This window comes from Olivibacter sp. XZL3 (genome assembly GCF_004368405.1).
Lineage (GTDB): Bacteria > Bacteroidota > Bacteroidia > Sphingobacteriales > Sphingobacteriaceae > Olivibacter.
On record NZ_SBJH01000008.1, the window covers coordinates 43,662 to 70,256 of the forward strand.

A 26,595-nucleotide genomic window follows, 5' to 3' on the forward strand; every position below is an offset into this window, starting at 1 on the left:
CCAAACTAAAACGACGAATTACTATGAATACCGTTATCGCAGAGCTAATCAATAAAGAAGATATCCGCAATTACAAAGTAATTGATGCACCAGAAAGTCATGTAAGTGAATTGCGCTATAAGTTGCAAAGTGCAGTGCGGCTGGGCAACGAGTTCAAATCGAAGTCGGTCATCACTTTTAATACGACTAGCGGGCCGAAGCGGGTGGAGACGACCGTTTGGATGCTTACCGACAACTATTTGCAACTAAAAAACGGGATTATGCTGCCATTGAGCAGCTTACTGGACCTAGATTATTAAAGGCGCTTTTTTATATAAAGTCGATCCTTTAACCTTCTGTATCACGCTATTTCCCGGCGGGATTGTCAATTAGTGTTAAAATTTTCTTCTTCTCAGAAAATGAGCTAGACTTGTTGTATATTGCAACAAAAATATCGGTGGTAAGAAGATGAACACACAAGTATTTAGCAAGTTTTTAAGGTTCTTTATTGTCTTGTCCTTATTTATAAGTGCGTGTAAGAAAGATAATCCGGGTATAGATAATGGTGGTAATCCAGACGACGGCAGTAACACAAAACAGACGCCGACGACGGATAGAATGGCACTTACGAATGATTCTATCTTTTTATATGCCAAACAAATTTATTACTGGAATGAGGAGTTGCCTTCATACGATGTTTTTGAACCTCGTCAATACACTTCCAATAGTGATAAATTGAGAAATTATGAGACTAATTTGTTGGCGATTGCACAATATTCAACCGCTAGATACGACATCATTACTCATGAGGGAGTTGATTACACGAAGTTCTCTTATATAGAAGATGTGTCCGGGACCGGCGGCTTTACCGCCGGTGTTAGAAATTTAACGAATAGTGTCAATTTAATAGGTGAAGGCAATGATATAGGGATCTACGACATAGCGGCGTACGGAAGTGATACGGACTATAAGGTTTTTATTAAAGCAGTTTATCCGGGATCACCGGCTGCTGAAAATGGCTTAACGAGGGGTGCGACTATTACGAAGATCGACGGTGAAACGATAGGGGATAACTGGGATAGTGATTATAGTTATATCTCAAAATTATTAGAGGATCCATTTACTATTCGACTCGAAGGAAGGAAGGCTAACGGTACTGCTTATGCGGTTTCTTTAAGTAAGCAGCGTTATAATAGCAGTCCGATTTATAAAGACACGGTGCTTTCAGCGAACAATAAAAATATCGGTTACCTTGCCTATGCCCGCTTCTCAGATGAAGATAATTCCTTTGCGGCGCTTTCGGATGTTTTCTCGAAGTTTGCCGCGCAAAATGTGGAAGATTTGATCATTGACTTGCGATATAATGGAGGAGGTTACGTTACCACTGCAGAACGGATGGCCAATCTGATCGCTCCTAACGGTACTACAGAAACGATGTTTGTAGAGTATTACAATCAGTTGATGCAAGACGGTAAAGCGACTATTCTTAAAAATCAGCCGGTACGTGACGCCAATGGAAATATAGTGGGTACCGGTACCTATGCTGATCACAGTTACAAACCCGAGGCAAGCGGAAATACGGTCAATTTCAAAAAGGAAGGTAACCTCGGTGGTGTAAAGAACATCGTTTTTCTTGTGACAAATAATACAGCTTCCGCAAGCGAGCTCGTAATCAACTCCTTACGTGGGCTAAACACGGTGAATATAAAGCTGGTGGGTACAACGACGTACGGAAAACCCGTTGGCTTCTTTCCGGTACGTTTAGAAGGCATCTACGATCTGTATTTACCTAGCTTTTCTTCAAAAAATGCAAAGGGCGAAGGCGATTATTATGACGGGTTCAGGCCTGGAACTGATATACCGGGAAAAGAGATGGTAGATAATTTAGGGCAAGATTTGGACGCTTTCAGTGAATATGATTTCGGCGATCCGCGTGAGCTATATTTAGCAGAAGCTCTTAGTCAGTTAGGTGTTACAATAAGTACAACAAGCAGTGGGCCGCTTATGAACGTGCGAAGGAGACAATCGACACAGCCTTCCCAAAATATGCTGAAGAACAGGCGGGTCAATAAAGAGTTTAAGGGCATGATTGAAACGCGCGTGAGATAGTTCTTCGGAACGGCTGTACTTCAAGGAAAGCAAAAGCTCATTGCTATTGCTTTCCACTTAGCTTAGTGCTGACGTCTTAAACGCTATACACGCTACGGCTGCTTGCTATGGTTTATCACCTAAAGCCTGGGGTTTATGCACTTTTACAGCTTAAACCTTATAGCCCGCTGCTTAAAAGCCCATACTGTAGTGTATAGCTAAAACTTACAACTACATAATTTTGTTCTTGTCGATTTGGATGTGGCTAGACAGTTTATTGTCTATATTTAATAGTACGTTCAGAATAGCATCTACTGCGCCTACATAAAACGTGGGATTGGTATTCTCGTATGTATCACTCGGCTGATGATAATCCCGGTGATCTTCCACCCCGAAATATAAAAATGGAATGCCTTTGGCATGAAATGCGCCTTGATCACTTTGATTGGTCCAATCGTCATGCCCGGCTTTGGGATCGTCGTGACCTAAAAGCAGCTTGATTTTGGTGCTATCCGCTTTTTGCTCGATATAGTTTTTCATTTGCGGATAAAGGTTGGCTCCGCAAACATACAGTTCGTTCTTGTCATTGTGAGCAATCATATCCATATTGATATTAAGCTTTATGCGCTCCAGAGGAACGGGAGGATTTGCGACAAAAGCCTTGGCTCCTTGGAGCCCCATTTCTTCTGCGTCAAAAGCGGCAAATATCAAGGTGAAGTTCGGTTTGTTTTTGCTAAAATAAGCTGCGAAGTGTAACAAAGCAGCCACACCTGATGCGTTGTCGTCCGCTCCGTTATAAATTGAGTCCTTGATTCTGCCTAAGTGATCATAGTGCGCCGATATAACCAAGGTTTCTTTTAGTTTACCGGGAATGTAGCCCAACACGTTTATTCCTTCGCGGACAGCCTCCTTTTTGTCGTTAAACTGAAAGGATTGTAGGTAACCGGATTGGTCGGGTAGAGTCTGTATACCCAAACTTTTAAACCGTTCTGTGATAAAGGCCCGTGCCCTTTCTGCCCCCGTAGTTCCGGTTTTTCTGCCCTCAAAGTCGTCTGATGATAGGGTTTGCAGATCTTTTAATATCGTTGCATCTTCCTGCTCTGCCCGTTCTTTTACACTGGCACAACAGCTGAAGCAGAAAAATAGCGCAAGGACTGAAAAACGATAAACTACAGTAAGCATATTTCAACGGTTTAAGTTACAAACATACGAAATAGTTAACAAGACAGCACAAGTAGAACGTGAAAAGCACGTATATTCAATCTTTTAAACCTTATGGGTTAAACCTCCCGCATATCAACCGCTACCACACGCGATACACCTTGCTCAACCATGGTTACACCATAAATGATATCGGTACTGGCAATTGTCCGCTTATTATGAGAGACGACGATAAATTGCGATTGGGAAGAGAATTTCCGAATAATATTATTGAATTTGTCAATATTGGTGTCGTCTAAAGGCGCGTCGACTTCATCAAAAATACAGAAAGGAGCAGGTTTTAGCAGATATAAAGAAAATAAAAGCGCGGTCGACGTTAAGGTCTTCTCTCCGCCGGAAAGCTGGTTAATGGATAGCGGACGTTTTCCTTTCGGTCGGGCCATAATTTCAATATCCGATTCGAGCGGTAGATCGGGATTACTGAGTACTAAGTCACAAGAATCTTCTTCGTTGAACAGCGACCGGAAAACGGTGATAAAATGCGCACGTACCTGCATAAAAGATTCCATGAACTTATCCTTGGCGGTATCGTCAATTTCCTTGATCGTATCTAAGAGCGAGGTTTTAGCGTCAAACAGGTCTTTACGTTCTTTTTGGATGAATGTATATCGTTCATTCATTTCCTGATAAGCTTCCATGGCCATAGAATTAATCGCTCCAAACTCTTCCAACTGCCGTTTGAGCTTTTCTGTACGGATTTTTAGTTCCTCTTCGCTTTCAATTGTTTCTGGCTGCTCTAAGTCCAACAAATCGTTTATATCAATTTCGAATTCTACCGCTAGGCGTTCTTTGAGCGCATTCAGCTCGAGCTTAAGACCGGTTTTCTTGTCTTTTATTTCGCTCGTTAAGACGTCTATCTGATCCTTTCGCTTGCGGAAAGCAGCTATTTCCTCCTCCTTTTTATTAATATTGCTACGCATCGAGTAATATTGCTGCTCAGCTTCCTGTAGGCCTTTTTCCAAGGATTCCTTTTGCGAATACATGGCTATGAGATCCTCGTCTGAATGATCTACATGTTGTAACGTGTCTTTGATCGCTTCTTTAACGGCTTCGTATTCAGCGCTATATTGTGCAATGCGCTTTTCCAGATTTTCGTGTTGGCTTTCTCGGTATTCTAAGTCTTTGTTAATTCCCGCTACTTTATTCTGTTGCTGATGGAACCGTATGTTTTCTTGATTATAGGCGGAAGACACCGTGGTAAGTCGTTCTGAAATTTCGTTGAAATTCTCTTGAAATGCGATCAATTCATTTGCCTTGTTCGCTTTGTCGGCCATCAGCAAGGCAAGCTTAGGTTCCGCTTGTGTCAGTTCCGCTTGGATCGCTTTGATTTTTTCTTCAATATCCTGTTTTCTATTCTGGCTATTTTGAATAAAGGACAAATACTGTTCTTGCTTCGTTTTTACTGAGATCAACTCATTGTTCAGTCGATTCAATTGCAATCTTACTTCTTCTAGCTGGTTTTTTTTGGTGTTAATCTTTAAATCGTTCAATAAGGCCGTCTCGTTAACGATCTCGGATTGTATTTTTTCGAGATGTGCGGTTAGTTGTTTAATTTCCTTGCTTAAATTTTCGAGATTCTTAGCCCTGCCAATGCGTTTCCCTTCAAACAAGCCGACGGATCCGCCGCTTATTCCAGAATTAAACTTGGCGAACTTGCCCGTTTTATGTAAAATAATCTGTTGTGTACGGGGCAAAGGGGTTTCTAAGTCGCGCTCGTCATCGGCCTTCAAAATATAGACATTTTGCAGCAACAACTGTATTAAGGGAAGGTAACGCGGTTCCGTATCGACGACCGACAAGGCCGGGATAAGGGCGTCTCCGGTAGGCATATCCTTGTCGTTGCTCGCTGATGGGTCGACCGCTTCCAATACAAAAAAGCCTGCGCGTCCACGTGAAGCACTTCCCAAGAGATTGATTGCCTTAATCGCTTCTTCGCGTTTATTAACCACATAATGATTCATGACCGGCTCCAGAAAGTTCTCAATGGCCACTCTATATTCTTCCTTACAAAAGAGCACATCGGAAAGTAGCGGATAGGGCTTCGTCCATCCGGCATTCTTTCGTAAGAATCGAATTGACTCTGGAAAGCCTTCCAGATTATCCACCAAGGATTTGGTGAGGTTGTATTCATTTTGCTTCGCGTCTAAAATCCGATTGTCCTTTATCACCGCCTCTTTATACGATTGGATAAGTGCGTCTTTATTTGCGATCTGCTGCTGTAGCTCTTCCTCGTAGGCTAGGGTGTTATCGTGTTCCTCCTGTAGCGAGTCGACCCGGTCTTCCAGCGCCGTAACCACCTTAGAAAACTCGTTGAGTTCAATTTCCTTGGCTTCGGTATCAACAATATTCCGTTCGCTTTCCTGCCCGAGCGCATCTTTCTGAATATGAAGGACGGCTATTTCTTTTTCAAGCTTATAGATGCTTCCCTGAAGTTGGTTGTTTTCGTGTACGAAAGCATCTAGCTTGGCTTTGGCCGTCTGCTGCTGTCCTCTCAGTTCATCAACTTCCTGCTTCTGTTCGTCCAAGGAGATTTTTATTTCATCGAGCTTTTGCTGTTCCAGTAGTTGCTCTTCGTTTAGGCGCTTAATATTATAAAGCACATGGTTGATCTGCTGCTTGTCGCTGCTCAGTTCTTTACTTAAACGCTGTTCTTTATCGTTTAGGTTTCTTAACTGCTCATTTTTGACCTTCTTTTCGCTCTCATAAGCCCTGATTTTGGACGTGTATTCATTGGCCGCTTTTTGCTGGATCGACAGATTTTTCTCTTCTACTAAACTTTCCTGTTTAAGCTTTTGTAATTCGGCCTCTAAGGTGTCCAATTGCGTAATGATCAGGTTCCGTTCGTCATCTTGGGCCAATTGCTGCGTATCCAAGCGCTCTAAAGCACCGCGAAAATTACTGATCCGAAATGAGGCGAGGGAAATGCTGAGTTCCTTATATTGCGCTTTCAACTTATAATAACGCTCTGCTTTTTTTGCCTGATTTTCCAGCGTTTTTAAGTTTTTCTCAATTTCAAAAAGCAGGTCTTCCACGCGGCTTAGATCCGCTTCTGTGTCTTTCAGTTTGCCGAGTGTTTGTTTTTTTCTGATTTTATATTTAGATATACCCGAAGCCTCTTCAAAGAGTGCTCTTCTTGAATGCTCTTTATTATTAATGATTTCATCAATCATTTTCAATTCAATGATCGAGTAAGAGTCATTACCGATTCCGGTATCCAGAAAGAGGTCGGTAATATCTTTCAATCGACATTGAACGTCATTTAAACGATATTCACTTTCGCCGCTTCGGTATAGTTTACGGGTAATGGTTACCTGCGAAAATTCGGTAGGCAGAATATTTCTCGTGTTGTCAAAAGATAATGAAACTTCCGCGAGATTAGCTGCCTTCCGTGTTTTTGTACCGTTAAAGATAATGTTTTCCATTTTCTCAGAACGAAGGTTCTTGGTTCGCTGTTCGCCAAGTACCCATCGAATAGCATCTACCACATTCGATTTTCCGCAGCCATTGGGGCCAACGATAGCTGTCACCCCCTCATTGAAATTGATGGTAATTTTATCGCCAAAGCTTTTAAATCCTTTAATCTCTAAGCGCGTAAGTTGCATGTATCCTAAACAAATTTTGAGGGGGCGAATTTAATGAATTGCGCGAATTAATCGGTCTTTTTGGTGTTTTTTCTAATATGGGGCAACCAGGTACCGAAGCGTTGGTACATTGTTAAATTCATAGCGGGATTTGATTACTTTTTCGGATAATTCCCTATCTTTAGTTTATGGAAACTATTTTACCGTTTATTATTGCAGCATTTGTATTCGGGTATCAGATCTATGCTAACTTCAAAAAAGAGCAGGAGAAGGCGAGAAAACGCAATCCTTCGCAAGGAAGTAAGCAGGGCAGGCCCGACTCCAAACCTTTGAAGCGTGAAGTGCTTCAAAAAAGGCCCCTTCAAAAATCGGAGCCGGTTTACCAGCTGCCAAAGCGACCAGCACTTCACGAGGAATATGCGGGTGTTCAGGAGGTAGATGAGTTGAGAAGGGCGAAAGAGATGCGCAAGCAGCGTCCAAACGCTGTTAACCGTTTGGAACCTCAAACGTCTGCACCCGATCATCGTGAAAGTCATCCATACGCCGATTTTGACTTGCGTGATGCTGTCATCAAGTCAGCGATTTTAAACAGACCGTCCTATTAGTGCGGATGCTTTCCCGTTCTGCGTTTTTTTCGGTTGCTCCTTTTGGCAGTTTAACGTTAGCGGTCAACAATCATAAATTGATCTGCATCTTGCAGGAATGGCAGCTTTTCGCGTATTCTTTTAAGGTCATCTGGATAGAGGGTGAAGGTATATAGGTCCTCGTCTTCTGGTTTATAATACACAACCCCACCGTCTGGAGCGACGCAAGTCGAAGCGCCTGAATGATAGACCTGATTACCATCATAGCCCACGCGGTTCACGCCAATCACATAACTTTGGTTTTCAATGGCACGTGCTGGAATAAGGGCTCTCCAATGCGCGATTCGCATGTCGGGCCAGCTAGCGATATAAAGTAAGATGTCGTAAACATTGTTGAGGTTCCTGCTAAAGGCAGGAAAACGCAAGTCGTAACAGGTTTGTAAACAAACACGCCAACCGTTGATTTCGACAATGACTCTTTTTTTGCCGGGCGTAAATATCTTTTCTTCTCCTGCCATCGAAAATAAATGCCTTTTATCATATTTATGAAAGGAACCGTCTGGTTTCATCCAGATGAAACGGTTGTAATATTTACCGTCGTCTTCGATGATGAGGCTGCCTGCTACAACACAATTGTATTTTTTAGCCTGTTCCAGCATCCAATAAATGGTTTGTCCATCCATTTTTTCAGCACATTTCTCTACATTCATGGTAAAACCGGTATTGAACATTTCCGGTAAAATAATTAAATCGGTTTTTTCCTTCAATGAGGAAAGTCGTAATGCGAGGTTCGATAGATTTTTTTCTGTATTCTCCCAAAAAAGATAGGCTTGAAATATCGTTATTTTTAATGGTTTCATTGAAAGCGTTTAATCGTTTACGTTAACGGTAGTCTTTTTTATTAAAAGGTCGGGATGAAGCAATTTTGGATATAGAGCCGGCAGCAATAAAACGATGGTTCCTTACGGCGTTCTATAACATCGCCCCAAAACACTAAATTAACGAAAGTTTATAAATTTGTTAATTTTCACTTAACCTTTTTGTGTTTTCTAATAAAATTCTAGTTTATGAGGCGCTAAAAAGCAGCTTAGCAATCTCAAACCTGTTTAATATGTACTAATTTTTCAACGGCTTTTTCCAGCGTTTCGTGTTTTTTTGCAAAACAAAATCGAATGTAGTGCTTGTCTAACCGCGTTTTGTAAAACACCGAAAGCGGAATGGTCGCGACACCATGTCTGATCGTCAGTTCTTTAGTGAAATCGAGATCGCTTTTTTCACTTATTTTTTCATAATTGGCCAATAAGAAATAAGATCCGGATGCAGGAAGTACTTCGAACGGCGTTGTACGCAATGCATTCGAAAAGAAATCCCGTTTTTCCTGAAAGAATTTATTCAACGAGAGGTATTCGTCTTCATCGGCTAAAAAGTCTGCCAAGGCGTACTGTACAGGCGTATTGACGCTAAAAACTAAATACTGATGCACCTTTCTGAATTCCGCCGTCAGTTTTTCTGGCGCCAGGCAATACCCTACTTTCCAACCCGTTATGTGGAACATTTTGCCAAAAGAGGAAATGACAAAACTCCGCTCTCTGAGATCAGGATAGCTGGCCACGCTGATGTGCTTTTTTCCGTCGAATACCACTTTATCATACACTTCGTCGCTAATAATAAATATATCCGTTCCCTGTGTCAGCTTAATTAGCTGATTCATATCAAAATCGGTCAAGGTAGCGGAAGTTGGATTATGTGGCGTGTTGACGATAATGAGTTTCGTTTTGTGAGAAAACAGCTTTTTTACATCATCCCAGTTAATGCTAAAGTCGTTTGGCAAAAGGGAAACCGTTTTCACCATTCCTCCACATAAATCAATTGCGGGTGCATAGCTATCATAACAGGGATCAAAACAGATGACCTCATCGTCTGGGCGGATGATGCTGGCAATAGCCGTAAAAATGGCTTGCGTGGCGCCGGCCGTTATGGTGATCTCCCGCTCTGGATGATAAACTGCACCTTGTTGCTTTTCGACCATCTCCACTATCTTTTCGCGGAGTTGCAATACCCCCGGCATCGGAGCGTATTGGTTATGCCCCTTCTTCATGTGGAATTGCGCCAAATCAATAAGCCTAGGCGAACAGTCAAAATCAGGAAAACCTTGTGAGAGATTGACGGCACCACATTCGTTTGCTAAAGCAGTCATGGTGCTGAAGATCGAGTTGCTTAAGTTTGGAAGTTTGGATAGGACGTTGATCATAAGGATGGATTTCAAGGGTGTTTGTTTTGCTTAACTTTTTCTTAAATTCGTTGTTACTGGTTAAAGACGACTTTGTTTTACGATATAAGCGACGCGCGCTCTTTTTATCGGTAAACACATCAAGTGTACAGTATATTCTTGTAAATTGCAACCTCCTACGTATTGTTGTGTAATCTTATAAAGGCCGTTGAGATATAAGATAGGGCATGATGCGATAGAATAAATATAAATGCTAATGAAATATAACAGATTTTTGATCTTATTATTGTTTACCATTGGACTCATTTCTTGTAATAATGCCAAAAGGCAGCATAATGTTCCTCGGGTGGGATTCATAGAAGCTTTTGAAGACGCTACGATAGCAGAAGCGCGTAAAGGTTTTGTAGAGGCCCTGGCGGCAAATGGCTACAGCGAACAGGATAAAACGGTGAAAATTATTTCAAAGAATGCACAGAGCGATATGGGAGCGATGAGTCAAATTGTGAGTTATATGCAAGCTGAAGACGTCGACTGCATCGGCACAAGCACGACGATGTCAACCTTGGCAACGGTACAGCGAATCAAGGATATTCCCATATTCATGTGCGTTACGGCCATGCCCCATTTGTTAGGCTTAGCGGATAAAGATAAAAAAGGGCCGCAAAATTTATTTGGTGTGGGCGAAGAGCTCAACTATATCGATACTTCCTTTGCAATTATTCAACAGGTTGTGAAGCCCAAGAAAAAAAATCAATTGCGCATCGGGATGATTTATAACCAGGCCGAGCAGCAGTCGGTCGACGCTTTCAACCGACTCGACAAATTGGCGAAGGAAAAGCAAGTCGAACTGATCGCCTTGCCGCTTAATACCTCGGCGGACGCGCAACTCGTGGCGCGGGCGCTGTTGAGAAGAAAGATTGATGCTTTTTTCGCGAATCCCGACAATACGGTGTTTGCCGCTTTTGAGACTATTCTCAATAGTTGCGATGAAAATAACATTCCGGTTTTCACCAGCGAAGTGGGTTTGGTAAAAAGGGGAGCTGTAGCAGCATATGGAGCAGATATTTACCAATGGGGATACCAAGCAGGGGAAGAAGCCGCTAAGTTTTTGAAGTCGAAGACGACCGATGGCCTTCGTGTAGAAAAAGTCAAGGTGAGGAGGAGGGTGTTCAATGAGGCTGCTGCCGCTAAGTTTAGACTTACTTTTCCCGGAAACTTCGAAAAGCTATAAATCCTTCATAGCATGGACTTTTACTTCGCCGCTATATTACAAGGTTTGTGTTTCGCACCTATGGGTTTAGGTATTTACCTAACCATGAAAATTTTCAATTTCCCTGATATCACAACGGATGGGAGTTACACATTAGGAGCGGTAATTTGCGCACTGGGCTTAAGCCATCAGTTACCTTTTATCGTCTTATTGCCGTTGGTGCTACTCGGAGGCGCTGTAGCAGGGAGTTGTACAGCTTTTATTCATACCAAGCTGAAAATTAATGCGTTACTGGCTGGAATCTTAGTGATGACGGCACTTTATTCTGTAAACCTCACCCTACTGGGGCGTTCCAACATTCCGCTTTTAGGCTACACGAACCTTTTTTCTTTTGTACGAAATCCGGCCGTTAATATGTTTTTGATTGTTGCTGCGATCGTTATGCTGTTAATATTTACGCTCCATTATTTGTTGCGCACCGATTTTGGTATAGCCATGCGAGCTACGGGTAACAATGAGATTATGGTAAGATCTATGGGAGTAAATACCACTAAAATAAAGTGGATCGGTTTGGCCATCACGAATGCCTTGGTGGCTTTTAGTGGTTGTTTAATAGCACAGTTTCAGGGTTTTACGGATATTAATATGGGGATAGGTATTGTTATTAGTGGCTTAGGTTCGGTAATGATTGCAGAGGCCATTATCAAGCTGTTGCAAACGGATAAAGTATGGATGAACCTTCTTATGGTAGTTGTAGGCGTAACTGTCTTTCAACTGGTATTGGCCGTTACCTTGAGTATAGGCATAGACTCCTCTCTCCTAAAGTTGTTCACCGCTTGTTTTGTTTTACTAATTGTCGCTTTCGCCCAACGGGATTTCCTTGGAAGTGCAATAAAACGTTAAAGATGCTTGTTTTCAACGATGTAAGTAAGAGCTTTTTTTCTAATAAACCGAACGAAGTAAAGGCTTTGGATCGGCTTTCGTTAACCGTATCATCAGGCGAATTTGTCTCTGTAGTCGGCGCTAATGGCTCGGGTAAAAGCACCCTGCAGAACTTGGTGGCCGGTACCATTATGGCCGATAGAGGTAATATCCGACTGAATGGTGAATTGATTACTGGTATGGCTGATTACAAGCGAAGCCGTTGGATTGCCCGTGTGTTTCAGGATCCCTTGCAAGGTACAGCTCCCGAATTGAGTATCTTAGACAATTTTAGGTTAGCGGCCCTTCGGGGAAAAGCAAAGAAACTGAAAATTGGCATAGACAAGGCCTTTAAAGAAAGGGTTAAACAGCAAGTACAGTTATTGAACATGGGGCTGGAAGATAAGATCCACCAACCTATGGGTTTGTTAAGCGGCGGGCAACGACAGGCACTGACCTTGTTGATGACGGTGATGAATGACGTCAAATTACTTTTATTGGATGAACCGACGGCTGCGCTAGATCCGCGCTCTGCTTCTCGCGTTATGGAACTGGCTAACCGCTTGGTGGCAGATTACCAGCTTACGGTGCTCTTTATTACGCACAATATGAAAGAGGCGCTTCGCTATGGTGACCGATTGATTCAGTTATCGCATGGCCGGATAAAGAGGGACGTAGGGGCCGAAGATAAAGGCATGCTAAAACCGCAAGATTTATATGAATGGTTTAATGAGGATTGAATAAAACTTGTATATTCGCCCTATGTTGAGCGCTCGAGGCATAAAGAAATCGTATGGCAATCTCCAAATTTTAAAAGGTGTTGATTTGGAGATAAAGAAAGGTGAAATTGTTAGCATCGTCGGGGCTTCCGGAGCAGGAAAAAGTACGCTTCTTCATATTTTGGGTTCTTTGGATACACCTGATAAAGGACAGGTCGTTCTAAACGATACGGAATTGTCAAAATTATCTCCCAATAAATTGAGTGCCTTTAGAAACAAGCACATTGGGTTTATTTTCCAATTTCATCATCTGCTTCCGGAATTTACAGCACTGGAGAATATTTGCATCCCGGCTTTTATTGCCGGAAAAGGGAAGGTCGAAAGTGAAGAGCGGGCGCGTCAATTATTGGATAGGCTGCAAGTAGGCGATCGTGCCGACCATAAACCCAATGCGCTATCGGGTGGTGAGCAGCAGCGCGTGTCGGTTGCGAGAGCGCTGATGAACAATCCGTCCATTATTCTAGCAGATGAGCCCTCGGGCAATTTGGATTCGGAAAATGCGGAAGCCTTGCATCATCTCTTTGTGCAACTGAGAAGTGAATTACAGCAAACCTTTGTTATTGTGACACATAATGAGCATTTGGCAGATATATCGGACCGGACGGTTCATATGAAGGACGGCTTGATTGTTTAATGAAACCGTCTGGATTCAAAGGCTCCTAGATTAATTAGCACTTTAATGAATATATTAATTACCGCGGGCATGAGTACACTGTCGCAGAGACTTATGCGTATTTTTTCTAAAGAAGATCAGGTGTTACTCGGCGACAATGTGGCCATTCCTGATTTGCTAATCCGAAGCGGAAAATATATGATAACGCCGTCAACCAAGAACGCCGCATTCAATCACGAAATGTTGAAAATTGGCATCAGTCGCGAATTGGACCTCATCGTACCTTTGCGAATGGCTGAAATCGTTCAATTGACTGAATGCAAGGAGCTGTTTGTGGAATATGGGATACAGCTGGCGGTGCCGTCCCAACAGATTTTAGACGCCGTCGAATTTATTATTAATCCTGGTAAGGAACTCCATCCGGACATTTTGCTCAATGGTGAAACGTTTAGAGGCGGAATTAAAATTGAGGGATTGGAGAAGGAATCCGGCGTATGTGTGGTTTCAGACAGCGGAGAAGAAGCATTTTTTTGCTGTCTGGAATAGATCTAAGACGATTGCTGATCGCGGAAGGCTTCGTTACAGCAGAAGAGACATGATTACATATAAAGATTTAGTTAAGAACAAGAAAGCTTTCGTTTTTGAAGTTGATGATGTATTGTATCCGGAGAAGGATTATCTGTTACAGGTGTATTATCTGTTCGCGCATCTACTCGAATACACCGAAACCGTGCCACCTGCGGCCGATTTAACTGCCTTCTTAAAAAAAGCATACGAACATCACGGCAGCGAGAGCATCTTTGAGCGAGCGGCCGCCGTTTTTGGGATCGACGGTAAGTATCTGGAGAATTTCAAAAGAATGCACGTGAATGCTCAGCTACCATTAAAATTGTTGCTGTTCGAAGAAATAAAGGAAATGCTGCAGGATATCGTTGCCGACGGAAAGCAAATTTTAGTGCTTACGAAGGGGAATCCCTTAATGCAGTTGAATAAATTGAAGCAGATTGAGTGGGGTGCTTTACGCGAACACGTGAAAATGTATTTTTATGATGAACTCGTATTGCAAGGGGAAGTCAATCCGCTTGGCTATCTGTTAGCAGACAATCAACTCAGCCAAGGGGAGGTGCTTCTCGTCGGTCGACAGACGGTATGGAGCGAAGGGACGTTAGAAAACGATGTCGATTACCTTCCGGTCGAATTGCTGTTGAAAGGGTGAAGAATATGAATCATCAAAACATTTTGTATCTTGCAACTAGTTACTTCTCATTATTAATCTGCCTGCAAGAAAGGCTTTAATTCTAGCGTTTTATGAATAAAAGCAAACAACCAACGATTAAAGAAATCGCTAAGCGGCTAAAGATATCTACGTCAACCGTTTCCCGTGCGCTTAACGATCATCCGAGTATTGGTTTAGTGACGACGATGCGGGTTAAGAAACTGGCGGACGAATTAAACTATGAACCAAACCGGACTGCCATTTTTTTTAAACAGAGGAAAACATTTACCATAGGTGTCATCTTGCCTAGTTTGTCGGAAGCCTTCTTTTCTGCGGCGATAAGTGAAATTGAGAATTTTGCAAACAGTAAGAACTATACAGTTATTCTCGGCCAGTCCTTAGATGATCCGGAACGTGAATTGCGGATCATCAATACCATGAAAGGGCATCGGGTAGACGGAATTATCCTTTCTTCTGCGAAAAACACTCGCGAATTTGAGTATATCGAAATACTGAGGAAGGCCGGCATTCCGATTGTTTTCTTCGATTGTGTACCTGACCTTCCCGAGATTAATGCCATTGTGAGTAATCTAAAGACCGGAATGAAAGAGGCTATTGATACATTTGTTTCCTGCGGTCACCGGAACATAGCTTTTATTAACGGCCCGGCGCACCTGCCCGCAAGTAAGGAAAGAGAGGAAGCTTTTACAGAAGCATTAGTAAGCAACAAGGTTCCTTTGAATCGTGATTTCGTCGTATATACCGACTTATCTGAAAAAGGAAACGCCGATGCTATTTTACAGCTGATTAATTTAAGTCAAAGACCATCTGCCGTTGTTTCATTCAACGACTATGTTACCTTAGACGCCATGAATGCCGTCCGTAGCAAAGGGTTAACGGTGAACCAGGATATTTTTTTTATCAGTTATGCGAATTATCCGATATGGAAATATATGGAGAATCCACCCATGGCTTCCATTGAACAATTGCCCGGAAAACAGGGCGCCCTAGCTGCCGAAATGTTATTTGATCTGATCGATCGGAATGTGGATTTGAATACGGACGATCCCATTGCTACAGAGGGGCAAAAAATCGTTTTGGAATCCAAATTGGTCAATCAACACGTATAGCAGGAGCGAAGGCGGCATAAGGTCGCACGAACCGGTCCAGCGGGCGATTGCCCTTAAGAAATTTACAAAACGTAAACGTAATGCTTTACAGGAATCAGTATCTTTGTTTTTAAAAATAGAATTTACATGACTGAAGAAATAGAACACGTTAAGTGCTTAATAATAGGTTCCGGACCGGCAGGATATACCGCTGCTATTTATGCGGCGCGTGCCGATTTGAAACCTGTTATGTATACAGGTATTGTACCTGGTGGACAATTAACACAGACAACCGATGTCGAAAACTTTCCGGGTTATCCAACGGGCGTCATGGGGCCTGAGATGATGGAGGATTTCCGGAAGCAGGCGGAGCGATTCGGTACTGATATCCGTTTCGGATATGCCACAGGAGTTGACTTTTCCGGTCCCGTCCATAAGGTCATTATTGATGAAGTCAAAACCATAACGGCTGATACAGTGATTATCGCGACCGGCGCTACGGCGAAGTGGTTGGGATTGGATAGCGAGCAAAAGTATAACGGGTTTGGCGTCTCAGCCTGCGCAGTATGTGACGGATTTTTCTTTAAGGGGCAGGACGTGGCTATTGTTGGAGCGGGGGATACCGCGGCAGAAGAGGCAACTTATCTGGCTAAATTGTGTAACAAGGTGCATATGTTGGTGAGGAGAGAAGAGTTCAGAGCCTCTAAAGCCATGCAACATCGGGTATTTAATACGCCGAATATTGAAATACATTATAATACGGAAGCCGAAGAAATCTTAGGCGACGGCAAAACGGTCAACGGTTTGCGGGTGGTAAATAATCAAACTAAAGAACACCAGGTATTGGATATTACCGGCTTTTTTGTCGCTATAGGTCATAAACCAAACACCGATATTTTTAAAGGATGGCTGGATATGGACGCGTCAGGGTACTTGCTGACCAAAGCCGACAGTACGCAAACGAATGTTGAAGGAGTTTTTGCTGCCGGTGATGTACAAGACCATATTTATAGGCAAGCGGTAACGGCTGCGGGTAGCGGCTGTATGGCTGCACTAGAGGCCGAGCGGTATTTGGCTGCAAAGGAACACACCGTTATTGAGACTGCGAATTAAAAATTTGCTTAGATACTAACAACAGAAGGCGCCTTAGCGCCTTTTGTTGTTTAAAATATCTTCCGCTTAAGTATGTCCAGACAGGGCAGCGTTTCGTTTCCAAAATTATAGAAAGCGAAGCGTGCCAAAAAAAGCAGGCAAATGGAAATTTGGCTTCGGGTGGTTAATGGCGGTCCACGATAAAAAGTGCGGGATGGGCAGGTCATCTCCACATTTATAGAAGTTTGCGCTGCATTCCTTTCCTTTAAGTGATTGGACATCATCCTCTTTAAAGATTTTGAAAGGAATGTTTGCCGTTAAGTTCCATGTCACCCCATCAGGTGCCGAACAAATGTTCGTGTCTCTATAAATATTGCTTATTTCGTCGGGAGATGCGAGTTTTCTTTGGTCGACCTGCTCATTTCCGTATGCCAACAACATCGTTCCTATGCAATTGAACTCAAAGTTATAATAGTTGCTGCCATCAAAAGAGATAAAAAATTCGACACAGCTGTCCCGGTACACCGGCTCATTGCTATGAAGATAGGCAGCACGTATATGCTTTTCAGACACTTCATAGTATAGCAAAATGCTCTCGTCGGTATAAGCGATTTTAAAGCCCACCTTAGGTACATAATAATACTCCTTCCAATTAACCATTGCAAGCGGTTGCAAGGATATGGTCGAAAGGGCGGAGCGTATTTCACTTCCGGTACTCGCACTAGTCAGCGATGGCAAATAAGGAACTTTTAAACCCATTTTTAAATAGAAAACTAGCTAAGGTACAGGTTCGCGGCCTTCTTTACAATATCGCGAAGCAATTGTTCATGTTTTTCTATCTCGATAACCAACCTCATTTGGGCCTTGGTACGTTGCAAATTATGTGTTGGATGACTTACCTTATAATAGGTATCCCCGTTTAGATAATCCGTTAGAAAGCGGATCATTTGCATGTATGGAAGTAGCAATACGCCGTCTACAAGCGAATTAATCTCCATCGGATACAAAAATTGGTGCGCTGTCTCCAAATAGCCAACGGTATAAGCTTCAAACAAAGGGATGTTCAGTTTGATTTTATCTAAATCTGCCTCGTCTTCAGCGGCCGAATTAATGATCGTCCGGATTGCGTCGCCAAAATCGTAGGCAACGTAACCCGGCATCACCGTATCCAGGTCCACTACACATTGCGCTCTGTCTTCTTTATTCAAAAGCACATTATTGAATTTCGTATCGTTATGAGTGATGCGAAGTGGGATCTGAGATTTTGAGGCCATATTCAAAATCGTGTTCATCTTATTCTCCCGATGCTGTATGAAATCGATCTCGTGCACAACTTCAGCCATTCTTTTCGCCGCATTTTTATTGGCTGCATCTTTAAAATCTCTCAGCCTGCTGGCTATGTTCAGAAAATTTGGTATGACCTCGTATACGTCATGAGGATTCAGATCCGCGAGCATAGCCTGAAACTTACCGAATGCCCTTCCACCTTCTCCAGCCTGTTGTGCTGTTTCCACAATATCATAGGTCTTCGTATTTTCTATGAGAATAAAAATACGCCAGTAATTATTCTTTGCATCGTTAAAAAAGAGTTTTCCTTCTTTGGTTGGGATCGGGGTAAGCGTTTTTTCCTGGATATTTGTTTCGCCTGAAACAATCAACTTCTTTTTGATATGATTGCATACCAGTTCAATATTATGCATCAAGTGTTCGACATTTTTAAACACATGATTGTTGATGCGCTGCAACATATAATTAGGGCCGCCTTTCGATTCCGTGCGGACCTTATAAGTGTCATTGATATGGCCCGAGCCGAAGGGCGCTATATCGACGGCTTTACCCTTAATCGCGAAAAAATCTACAATGGACAAGAGCTCCGTCGCCTTACTATTAGGTGTCTCAATCATTAAATGTACTTAATTAGTATCGCCTTGAAAGCGACAATTTGCCGCAATATGCGAAAATGAAAAATAATTTCACACATAATTAAAAACACAACCGATTGCACAACATTTTTGAAAATAGAGCAATCGGTTGCATACGATTTTATTAGAATTGTTTTTTTATGTTTGTTAACAAACGTGTTCTATAAGATGAACATTTGCATAGTATCCTAACACTCAAAAAACACCTAATGGATAGAAGAAATTTCATAAAATCGGGTTCCATCGCTGCGGCTGCAACAAGCATACTGCCTAACACCAAGAGTTTTGCTCAAGATAAGAAAAAAATACGGCTGGCGTTTATAGGTGTAGGATTGCGTGGCAGAAACCACGTTGCATTGGCCCTAAGAAGAGACGATATCGATGTTACGGCCATATGCGATATCCAGGAAGATTCTTTAGCAAACTGTCGGAAACAATTCCAAAAAGCAAATAAAAAATTACCGAAGGAATACACCGGAGGCTTAGATGCTTATAAAAAGCTATTAGAGAAAGAAAAGCTAGATGCCGTTGTCATCGCGACACCTTGGCAATTCCATAAAGAGCAGGCCGTGGACGCTATGAAGGCGGGTTTATATGTGGGGTGTGAGGTAATTGCAGGTCTAACGGTTGATGATCATTGGGAGATCGTTAAAACGTCTGAACAAACGGGAAAACCGTACATGACGCTGGAAAATGTCTGCTACCGTCGGGATGTTATGGCCGTATTGAATATGGTCAGGAAAAATCTTTTTGGTGAATTGATCCATTTAGAAGGCGGTTATCAGCACGATCTGCGGGAGGTGCTCTTTAACAATGGCAAACAACCCTACGGGGGCGGTGTCGAGTACGGTCCAGAAGCAATGAGTGAAGCCCAATGGCGTACACAGTTCAACATCGACCAAGATGGCGATCTGTATCCTACGCATGGCTTAGGTCCATTGATGCATTACGCTAATATCAACCATGGTAACCGGATGACGAATATGGTGTCTTTTTCCAGTAAGGCAAGAGGGTTGGCAGACTATGTCCAGCAGACCGCACCTGGGCATCCCAACGCAAAAATCGATTACAAAAATGGGGATGTTACAACCACATTGATTAACTGTGCCAACGGCGAAACCCTGTTGTTATCGCATGATGTGCATTTACCAAGGCCGTATTCAATAGGCTTTCGGGTGCAAGGCACCGAAGGTCTGTGGATGGATTTAAACAACGGTATTTACATAGAAGGAAAATCGGCAAAAGGCCACGCTTGGGATGTTGCTGATGAGTGGTTGAAAAAATACGATCATCCATTATGGGCAAAGTATGCAAATGATGCCGCCGGTGCCGGCCACGGTGGAATGGACTGGTTTGTTTTCAATGCCTTCATTGAATCGGTAAAACAAAATAGGCAAACGCCAATCGACGTTTACGATTCTGTGAGTATGAGCGTAATCACGCCTTTATCCACGCTTTCCTTGGCTGAAGGTAATAAGTCTGTTGAGATCCCGGATTTTACGAATGGAAAATGGAAAGAACGCAAAGCTGTGTTCGCCCTCGATGATAGTGGCTTTTAGCCCGTGTTTGGATAATTGCTTGGCCGTAGGGAAAACTCTACGGCCTTTTTTATGGAAATCCATGTCTATATAGATTACTGACGACTGACAAGCAGAAATGAAAAAATAACTACCTTTGCAGCATTATGTCAAAAAGGGTTCCAGAAGACGGTACGCTTCTTCCTCTTATGGAAGAATTCTATACTATTCAAGGCGAAGGGTATCATACCGGAAAGGCCGCCTATTTTATACGATTAGGGGGGTGCGATGTCGGCTGCCATTGGTGTGATGTCAAAGAAAGTTGGGATGCCGATTTACATCCTTTAACCAAAGCCGACGACATTATTAAAAACGCATCACAATACCCGGCGAAAACCGTCGTGATTACCGGTGGTGAGCCTTTAATCTATAATCTAGATTATTTAACAAAGGGCTTACAGAATGCAGGCATCAAGACCTTCATTGAAACTTCCGGTGCCTATCCTTTGAGTGGCCATTGGGATTGGGTTTGCCTATCTCCAAAGAAATTTAAGTCGCCCTTACCGGACGTGATTGAAGCCGCAGGCGAGTTGAAAGTCATCGTTTTTAACAAAAGTGATTTTGAATGGGCCGAGAAATACGCCCTTCAAGTTCCCGCCGGAAGAAAATTGTACTTACAACCGGAATGGTCTAAAGCAGAGCAGATGACGCCGCTTATCATTGATTATGTAAAGGAAAACCCAAAATGGGAAATCTCGCTGCAAACACATAAATATCTCAATATTCCATAACATTTAAGCGTTTATTTTAGCTATTTTTTAGCCGATGTAAAAGAGGGTGTTTCTTCTGATACCTTTGCACGCACAGAAAAAAAACAATTATGGCTTGGGTTTATCTTATTATTGCCGGCTTGTTTGAAGTAGGCTTCACATCCTGCTTAAAACTGTCGAACAATTTTAGCAACGTTAAATGGTCTGTCGGATTTTTTATTTGTATTTCGCTCAGCTTTTTACTTCTCAATAAGGCGATACAACAGATTCCGATCGGCACAGGTTATGCAGTGTGGACAGGCATCGGAGCTGTAGGAACCGTGATTATGGGCATCATCCTATATAAGGAGCCCTCGGATTTTTGGCGACTGTTTTTTATATTCACCTTGATTGCTTCTATAGTTGGCCTGAAAGTCGTTTCAAAGTAAGCTTAGCAATAATTTTAACGCCGTGCTTCATTTCCTTTTGTTGATTTCTGTAGGCTCGGCAGAGAATACGACTCCCATTAACTACCGACTCACTAAGCAGTGCTGTTTTCCATTTCGAAAACACGGTCGATTTTGTGGTTCTGTTTATCTTTACCTGCTTGGACGGCAAGTTGATCACAACGTTCGTTTTCCGGATGCCCTGCATGTCCCTTTACCCATACGAATTTAACCTGATGCAGCTTGTAAACCTGTAAGAATCGCAACCATAAATCCATATTTTTCTTGCCGGCAAATCCCTTTTTTAGCCAGCCAAAAACCCATTTTTTCTCGACTGCGTCAATCACATATTTTGAATCTGAATAGATAACAACCTCGTTTCCCGGTTTCTTTAGCGCTTCCAGACCGACAATAACTGCTAATAACTCCATTCTGTTGTTCGTGGTTTTTCTAAATCCCTCCGATATCTCCTTGTAGTATTGTCCCGCTCGAAGAATCACGCCGTAGCCTCCAGGACCGGGGTTGCCGCTCGACGCTCCATCTGTATATATTTCAATCATTGAGACAAAGATAAGGGATAGAATCGAGTATGTTCAGTAAAAACGCCTAAAGACGGTAGGTGTCTCAGTGTCTGTTTTTTATGCATACATATGCAAAGTGGCGAGCCCTATACCTCTCTTTTAGGCTATTTACCAGGTGTGGTTCGAAATTTACGAGGCCAGGTTCTGGAAAATAGCAGTGAGTGGTTTTACACATAGCGCTTTTTTGTTATGGCAATAAGTTTCATCGAGCTACGCACTACAGGCCCGTTTTGTTTGGGCAACAACAAGAAAGCGTAAAATATCGCCTACATTAATTCCTGAACTGGTCTTCCAATTTCTTGAGCTTGTTGATCATCTCCTCCAGTCGCTCGCTTTCCTTTTTTATATAAACCTTCATTAACACAAAATAACAGATCAAAAACCACACAACGGTTGCAACAATAAATAAGGCCAATGCAAATGTAGAGACATAGAAGGACATTTCAATCAGGTATAAGCCCAATGCGATCGATAGGCAGATGGTATAAATGGTGTAGTTTCTGGTATTTAATCTATAGCGATGCTGTTTATACGCCTGCAAATAGGCTATATATGCTTCCGGCTTGTTCAGCAAGCGTTCGCTGTTGTTTATCGACCTATAGTCTTTTACTTGTATTAGCATATAATATACCAAGCAGGTGATTACGATAAACATTGATAACAAGGTGGTCCAAGTATGAAACCGGAAAGATATAAATATATAAAGCGTTATCAAGACAATTACAGCAATGCTGATAACGTGACTTAGAAGTTTGGTTGTGTATTTGTTCTTTGTCTGTTTAACAGTAGTTAAGATAGCATCATAGCTAACGCCTTCATGTTCCTGCTGCACGTGCCAAAGCTGTTTTAATTCATTAAAATCTTTCATGGCGATTATAAATTTCTGTTAGCTTACTTTTAATGCGATGTATTTTGACGCGGAGATTTCCCTCCGATATGCCTGATATTTCTGCAATTTCCTGGTAGGGAATTTCGTCTAATACCATTGTTATGATAATTCTTTCATTTTCTTCGAGTTGTGCTATGCATTTGTATAATTGATTTACCTGTTCCTGTTTGTCTGAAGTTTCTTCAGCCTTTGTTTCAATAATTCTGTCGTTGATTTCGTCGGTTGCCTTTCTCTTTTCAACCCGAAGAAAAGAAAGGCATGTATTGACGGCGATACGGTAAATCCAGGTTGAAATTTGGGATTGGTTTCTGAATCGATCAAGGTTTTGCCAAACTTTGATAAAAGTTTCTTGCATAAGATCATTTGCAGCCTCACTATCTCCGGTATATCCATAACAGAGGTGGTATACCTTTCTGTTATTTTTATCAAAAATATCCTTAAACAGGGCCTCTTTTCGCTTCATTTTCTTAGCAACTTAGGTTTAGACTAATGGAATTAGCTTGTGTTACATTTTTTAATATTTTTCGCTTCAGTTTAGAAGGCGAAATGGTTTTGTCTTTGGTAAAATTACATCTATTTGTTGGAAGCTTAGTCTAAATAGTTATTTTTGTGGAATTGCGAACCGCTTAAAATTTTATATGAAGTCAAAATCTGCTGTATTTTTCACCCTAATAACCGTAAGTATTGCCGCTTTGTTATATGCCGTTGATTTTATTTTTAATGCCGTCCCCTCACAGGTCCTTTTCGTGTTTAGGTGGTTGGCTGTAATCGGTTTAATACTTTATGGATTTAGGAAAAGGACGCTGACAACGTGGATCTTGATTTCACTGGTGATAGGAGCGAGTGTGGGGCATGATTGGCCTCAGGCCGGGATAAGTCTTCAAGTGGCAAGTAAAGCATTTCTTAAGCTAATCAAAACGATCGTGTCTCCGCTTATCTTCGCAACCTTGGTTTACGGTATTGCAGGGCATTCCGATATCAAACAAGTAGGGAGGATGGGATGGAAGTCGCTGCTCTATTTCGAAGTAGTTACCACCATTGCGCTGTTTATTGGTTTAGCGGCAATTAATATCAGCAAGGCCGGCATGGGAATTATTCCTCCAGCTAATCAACATGAAGAGCTACCGGATGTTAAACCACAAACAGTCAGTGATATAATCCTTCATATCTTTCCGGAAAACATCGCGAAATCGGTGGCTGAGGGCGAAGTTTTACAAGTCGTCATTTTCAGTGTAATATTCGGCTTAGCGTTGATTATGGTGCCTGAGAAAAAGCGTGCGCCCATGGTGAATTTCACGGAAAGCTTGTCGGAAGTGATGTTCAAATTCACCAATATTGTGATGTATTTCGCACCTATCGGTGTAGGTGCCGCAATGGCCTATACTGTCGGCCATATGGGGCTGGGCGTTTTGGTGAATCTCTTCCAGCTCTTGGCGACATTGTATGTTTCACTTCTCGCTTTTATTTTATTGGTGTTGCTGCCTATCGGCTTAATCATTGGTTTACCTATTAAACGTTTCGTGAAAGCGGTCGGTGAACCGGTATCCATCGCCTTCGCAACAACGAGTTCGGAAGCCGCTCTGCCCCGGGCAATGGAAGCGATGGAGAGTATTGGCGTGCCACGGAAAATAGTGGCTTTTGTAATGCCTACTGGTTATAGTTTTAATCTGGATGGCACAACGCTTTACCTTTCCTTGGCTAGCGTATTCGTTGCGCAAGCGGCGGGTATCGACTTGTCGTTCGGTGAGCAGCTCTTAATGGTTTTTACCTTAATGATCACAAGTAAAGGGGTCGCAGGTATTCCACGCGCTTCCTTGGTCATTTTGATGGGTACCGCAGCTTCCTTTGGTTTACCGGTTTGGCCCATTTTTATTATTCTCGGTATTGACGAGCTAATGGACATGGCCAGAACTTCAGTCAACGTGTTGGGGAACTGCTTGGCTGCGGTGGTGGTGGCGAAGTGGGAAAACGAATTTAACCCCCATGCGGTAAATGAAGAGATAATGGATACTGAAATCGAGCCTGCGCATACTGACCGCTCTAAAGCTGTCGAATCTTAATCTGCCTACAAAAAGAATACGCTTTTCAAAAACTATATATTATGAGTGAACGCTCTAAAAAAATCTTTCTTTATATCTGTATTATTGTGCCTTTTTTAGGCTACTGCATCTTTTACTATAGTAATATGATAAAAAATGCGCCTTTTCGATTTTCCGATTTCGAATCGATAGAATTCAGCTACGGCTCCCCCGACAATATGCTGAATAGCTATAATTCTAAAACGCAAGCCTATCAATTTGTAAATAGGAGAGACTCTATCATTAAAAGCACCTTAAAGTTACGGAAGGATGATCTGCTGTATCTTCATCGGAAGGCCACTGAATATGGTTTTTGGAATTTTCCGGAGGACATGACCGGCAAAGTGGCGACTGCCGACACAGCGAAGCAAGTGGTACGTTTTTTCCTTAAACTAAACTACAAAGAAAAAAGTAAGCAGGTACTTTTTGATTCCAACTATCAAGGTGACCCTAAGCTTATCGATGCAGCGAAAACAATGGTCGGTGAAGTACAGCGCGTTTTAGACGATGCGGAAGATAGAAATTGAGCTTAGGCCGAAGGACGGGTGCAAATGTTATAGGGTTAGCAAACAATCAATCGCTAAAAACGAATAGTTCTTGCGAGTTTAAAATATAAAGTGTATCTTTGCGCTTCGAATTTCAAAACAAATAAAATTATTATCTAAACAATTAACAATGTACGCAATAGTAAATATAGCCGGACAGCAATTCAAGGTTGCAAAAGACCAGCATCTTTTTGTGCACCGTTTACAGGGAGATGAGGGCGCTAGTATTGAATTTGACAATGTATTGTTAGCAGAAGATGGTGGCAAGTTTACAGTTGGGACTCCAAGTGTAGCTGGTGCTAAAGTTTCGGCTAAAATTTTGTCACATTTAAAGGGAGATAAAGTGATTGTTTTCAAAAAGAAACGCCGTAAGGGTTACAAAAAGAAAAACGGACATCGTCAACAATTCACTAAAATTCAGATTACAGATATTACTCTATAATTGTTTTTTAAATAGACAGCTTAGCTGTCATAAATAAAAATAAGATATGGCTCATAAAAAAGGTGCGGGTAGTTCGAAGAACGGTCGCGAATCTCATAGCAAAAGATTAGGTGTTAAAATTTTTGGCGGTCAAGCTGCTATTGCAGGAAATATTATTGTACGTCAAAGAGGAACTAAACACCATCCAGATAAAAATGTAGGAATAGGTAAAGATCATACATTGTTTGCATTAGTTGATGGTAAAGTTGTGTTTACCAAGAAAGCAAATAATAAGTCTTACGTATCGGTTGTTCCAGCTGAAGCTAAAGCAGAAGCTTAAGACCGAAAGAAATCATATTAGAAAGAAACCGCAAGCATTTTGTTTGCGGTTTCTTTAGTTTTAGACGGTAGACTCAGGCTTGGTTCTGAGGTTTAAGTTATACCTGCCCGAGACAGGCTGGCATATAGGCTGTAGGCGTTGCTTCGCCTTGAAGTATGTCTGTTCCGAGCTAGAAACTAAGCCCTATTGACAGCTCGCTGCCAATTATTAGCTGCTTTCCCTTGTAAAAATTTTGTTATTTACTGCGTGCTGAAAAATTTCGTGCTTTTTCCAGACCAATTCATGGCGGCCATGGACGGGAAAACGCCGGAAACCTCGTTTTGTTAGTTGTTGGTATACAGGGATTTATGTTTTTTCATTTCGATTTCTTATGATTGATTTGTGTTAATTTTCAATGAAATGTAAAATACGTTAATAAAATTATCAGAAAAGATCTAAAATGTTGCGAATATTGAATAGTTTTTCGTTAATTTGTATACATTTA

At 42.0% G+C, this 26,595-nt stretch carries 27 protein-coding genes; 18 read left to right on the forward strand and 9 right to left on the reverse strand.

Annotated elements, in window-relative coordinates:
* Window positions 1–23: 23 nt before the first annotated feature.
* Both EPX21_RS02585 and EPX21_RS02590 read left to right on the forward strand, forming a co-directional pair.
* On the forward strand, window positions 24–299 hold the full coding sequence (locus EPX21_RS02585) for a hypothetical protein (RefSeq protein WP_134088126.1): 276 nt from the start codon (window positions 24–26) through the stop codon (window positions 297–299).
* 148 nt (window positions 300–447) lie between these two features.
* The gene (locus EPX21_RS02590) at window positions 448–2,088 is read left to right on the forward strand and encodes a S41 family peptidase (RefSeq protein WP_134088127.1); all 1,641 of its coding nucleotides are present in this window, start codon (window positions 448–450) and stop codon (window positions 2,086–2,088) included.
* 210 nt (window positions 2,089–2,298) lie between these two features.
* Here EPX21_RS02590 and EPX21_RS02595 read toward each other — a convergent pair whose 3' ends face one another.
* Both EPX21_RS02595 and smc read right to left on the reverse strand, forming a co-directional pair.
* The gene (locus tag EPX21_RS02595) at window positions 2,299–3,249 is read right to left on the reverse strand and encodes a M28 family peptidase (RefSeq protein ID WP_134088128.1); all 951 of its coding nucleotides are present in this window, start codon (window positions 3,247–3,249) and stop codon (window positions 2,299–2,301) included.
* A 98-nt stretch (window positions 3,250–3,347) separates the two neighbouring features.
* Window positions 3,348–6,890: a chromosome segregation protein SMC gene (gene smc / locus EPX21_RS02600; protein WP_134088129.1), complete on the reverse strand. Its 3,543-nt coding sequence runs from the start codon at window positions 6,888–6,890 to the stop codon at window positions 3,348–3,350.
* Window positions 6,891–7,057: 167 nt separating this feature from the next.
* Between smc and EPX21_RS02605 the strand changes: the two genes are divergently transcribed.
* Window positions 7,058–7,474 (forward strand): hypothetical protein, encoded by a 417-nt coding sequence (locus EPX21_RS02605; protein ID WP_134088130.1) that lies wholly within the window; start codon window positions 7,058–7,060, stop codon window positions 7,472–7,474.
* A 56-nt stretch (window positions 7,475–7,530) separates the two neighbouring features.
* Here the strand turns inward: EPX21_RS02605 and EPX21_RS02610 are convergent, their stop codons facing one another.
* On the reverse strand, window positions 7,531–8,313 hold the full coding sequence (locus EPX21_RS02610) for an amidohydrolase (RefSeq protein ID WP_134088131.1): 783 nt from the start codon (window positions 8,311–8,313) through the stop codon (window positions 7,531–7,533).
* Window positions 8,314–8,549: 236 nt separating this feature from the next.
* Window positions 8,550–9,719: a methionine aminotransferase gene (locus EPX21_RS02615; protein WP_370450917.1), complete on the reverse strand. Its 1,170-nt coding sequence runs from the start codon at window positions 9,717–9,719 to the stop codon at window positions 8,550–8,552.
* 220 nt (window positions 9,720–9,939) lie between these two features.
* Here EPX21_RS02615 and EPX21_RS02620 point away from each other — a divergent pair, with 220 nt between their 5' ends.
* The 8 genes from EPX21_RS02620 (at window position 9,940) to trxB (ending at window position 16,644) form a co-directional block, all read left to right on the forward strand.
* Window positions 9,940–10,914, forward strand: coding sequence for an ABC transporter substrate-binding protein (locus EPX21_RS02620; protein WP_134088132.1), 975 nt, complete (start codon window positions 9,940–9,942; stop codon window positions 10,912–10,914).
* Between the two features lie 12 nt (window positions 10,915–10,926).
* The gene (locus tag EPX21_RS02625; RefSeq protein WP_134088133.1) at window positions 10,927–11,796 is read left to right on the forward strand and encodes an ABC transporter permease; all 870 of its coding nucleotides are present in this window, start codon (window positions 10,927–10,929) and stop codon (window positions 11,794–11,796) included.
* Window positions 11,797–11,798: 2 nt separating this feature from the next.
* Complete coding sequence (locus EPX21_RS02630) at window positions 11,799–12,554, forward strand: ABC transporter ATP-binding protein (RefSeq protein ID WP_134088134.1); 756 nt, start codon at window positions 11,799–11,801, stop codon at window positions 12,552–12,554.
* Window positions 12,555–12,576: 22 nt separating this feature from the next.
* A complete protein-coding gene (locus EPX21_RS02635) occupies window positions 12,577–13,227 on the forward strand; it encodes an ABC transporter ATP-binding protein (protein ID WP_134088135.1) in 651 nt (216 codons plus the stop codon).
* A gap of 45 nt (window positions 13,228–13,272) precedes the next feature.
* On the forward strand, window positions 13,273–13,752 hold the full coding sequence (locus EPX21_RS02640; RefSeq protein ID WP_134088136.1) for a hypothetical protein: 480 nt from the start codon (window positions 13,273–13,275) through the stop codon (window positions 13,750–13,752).
* A 49-nt stretch (window positions 13,753–13,801) separates the two neighbouring features.
* Entirely contained in the window at window positions 13,802–14,422 is a 621-nt protein-coding gene (locus EPX21_RS02645) for an HAD family hydrolase (RefSeq protein WP_134088137.1), read from the forward strand.
* 92 nt (window positions 14,423–14,514) lie between these two features.
* Window positions 14,515–15,552, forward strand: coding sequence for a LacI family DNA-binding transcriptional regulator (locus EPX21_RS02650; RefSeq protein WP_134088138.1), 1,038 nt, complete (start codon window positions 14,515–14,517; stop codon window positions 15,550–15,552).
* 126 nt (window positions 15,553–15,678) lie between these two features.
* The gene (gene trxB / locus EPX21_RS02655; RefSeq protein ID WP_134088139.1) at window positions 15,679–16,644 is read left to right on the forward strand and encodes a thioredoxin-disulfide reductase; all 966 of its coding nucleotides are present in this window, start codon (window positions 15,679–15,681) and stop codon (window positions 16,642–16,644) included.
* A 105-nt stretch (window positions 16,645–16,749) separates the two neighbouring features.
* On the opposite strand, the gene EPX21_RS02660 is transcribed toward trxB, so the two are convergent.
* Window positions 16,750–17,382: a carbohydrate-binding family 9-like protein gene (locus tag EPX21_RS02660; protein ID WP_134088140.1), complete on the reverse strand. Its 633-nt coding sequence runs from the start codon at window positions 17,380–17,382 to the stop codon at window positions 16,750–16,752.
* Between the two features lie 14 nt (window positions 17,383–17,396).
* The gene (locus EPX21_RS02665) at window positions 17,397–18,527 is read right to left on the reverse strand and encodes a phosphotransferase enzyme family protein (protein WP_134088141.1); all 1,131 of its coding nucleotides are present in this window, start codon (window positions 18,525–18,527) and stop codon (window positions 17,397–17,399) included.
* Between the two features lie 227 nt (window positions 18,528–18,754).
* Here EPX21_RS02665 and EPX21_RS02670 point away from each other — a divergent pair, with 227 nt between their 5' ends.
* The 3 genes from EPX21_RS02670 to EPX21_RS02680 all read left to right on the forward strand — a co-directional run bounded on the left by EPX21_RS02670 (window position 18,755) and on the right by EPX21_RS02680 (window position 21,260).
* Window positions 18,755–20,104: a Gfo/Idh/MocA family protein gene (locus EPX21_RS02670; RefSeq protein WP_134088142.1), complete on the forward strand. Its 1,350-nt coding sequence runs from the start codon at window positions 18,755–18,757 to the stop codon at window positions 20,102–20,104.
* Window positions 20,105–20,229: 125 nt separating this feature from the next.
* The gene (locus EPX21_RS02675) at window positions 20,230–20,853 is read left to right on the forward strand and encodes a 7-carboxy-7-deazaguanine synthase QueE (RefSeq protein ID WP_134088143.1); all 624 of its coding nucleotides are present in this window, start codon (window positions 20,230–20,232) and stop codon (window positions 20,851–20,853) included.
* A gap of 89 nt (window positions 20,854–20,942) precedes the next feature.
* Window positions 20,943–21,260 (forward strand): multidrug efflux SMR transporter, encoded by a 318-nt coding sequence (locus EPX21_RS02680; RefSeq protein WP_134088144.1) that lies wholly within the window; start codon window positions 20,943–20,945, stop codon window positions 21,258–21,260.
* A 92-nt stretch (window positions 21,261–21,352) separates the two neighbouring features.
* On the opposite strand, the gene rnhA is transcribed toward EPX21_RS02680, so the two are convergent.
* The 3 genes from rnhA to EPX21_RS02695 form a co-directional block, all read right to left on the reverse strand.
* Window positions 21,353–21,817 (reverse strand): ribonuclease HI, encoded by a 465-nt coding sequence (gene rnhA / locus EPX21_RS02685; protein ID WP_134088145.1) that lies wholly within the window; start codon window positions 21,815–21,817, stop codon window positions 21,353–21,355.
* Window positions 21,818–22,109: 292 nt separating this feature from the next.
* Window positions 22,110–22,706, reverse strand: a complete 597-nt coding sequence (locus EPX21_RS02690) for a hypothetical protein (protein ID WP_134088146.1) — start codon at window positions 22,704–22,706, stop codon at window positions 22,110–22,112.
* Entirely contained in the window at window positions 22,693–23,190 is a 498-nt protein-coding gene (locus EPX21_RS02695; RefSeq protein ID WP_134088147.1) for an RNA polymerase sigma factor, read from the reverse strand. The genes EPX21_RS02690 and EPX21_RS02695 overlap by 14 nt, the downstream gene beginning before the upstream one ends.
* A gap of 175 nt (window positions 23,191–23,365) precedes the next feature.
* Here EPX21_RS02695 and EPX21_RS02700 point away from each other — a divergent pair, with 175 nt between their 5' ends.
* The 4 genes from EPX21_RS02700 (at window position 23,366) to rpmA (ending at window position 26,111) form a co-directional block, all read left to right on the forward strand.
* A complete protein-coding gene (locus EPX21_RS02700; RefSeq protein WP_134088148.1) occupies window positions 23,366–24,787 on the forward strand; it encodes a dicarboxylate/amino acid:cation symporter in 1,422 nt (473 codons plus the stop codon).
* 41 nt (window positions 24,788–24,828) lie between these two features.
* The gene (locus EPX21_RS02705; RefSeq protein ID WP_206105986.1) at window positions 24,829–25,332 is read left to right on the forward strand and encodes a hypothetical protein; all 504 of its coding nucleotides are present in this window, start codon (window positions 24,829–24,831) and stop codon (window positions 25,330–25,332) included.
* A 148-nt stretch (window positions 25,333–25,480) separates the two neighbouring features.
* Window positions 25,481–25,792: a 50S ribosomal protein L21 gene (gene rplU / locus EPX21_RS02710; RefSeq protein WP_134088149.1), complete on the forward strand. Its 312-nt coding sequence runs from the start codon at window positions 25,481–25,483 to the stop codon at window positions 25,790–25,792.
* A 46-nt stretch (window positions 25,793–25,838) separates the two neighbouring features.
* Window positions 25,839–26,111, forward strand: coding sequence for a 50S ribosomal protein L27 (gene rpmA, locus EPX21_RS02715; RefSeq protein WP_134088150.1), 273 nt, complete (start codon window positions 25,839–25,841; stop codon window positions 26,109–26,111).
* Window positions 26,112–26,595: the final 484 nt, after the last annotated feature.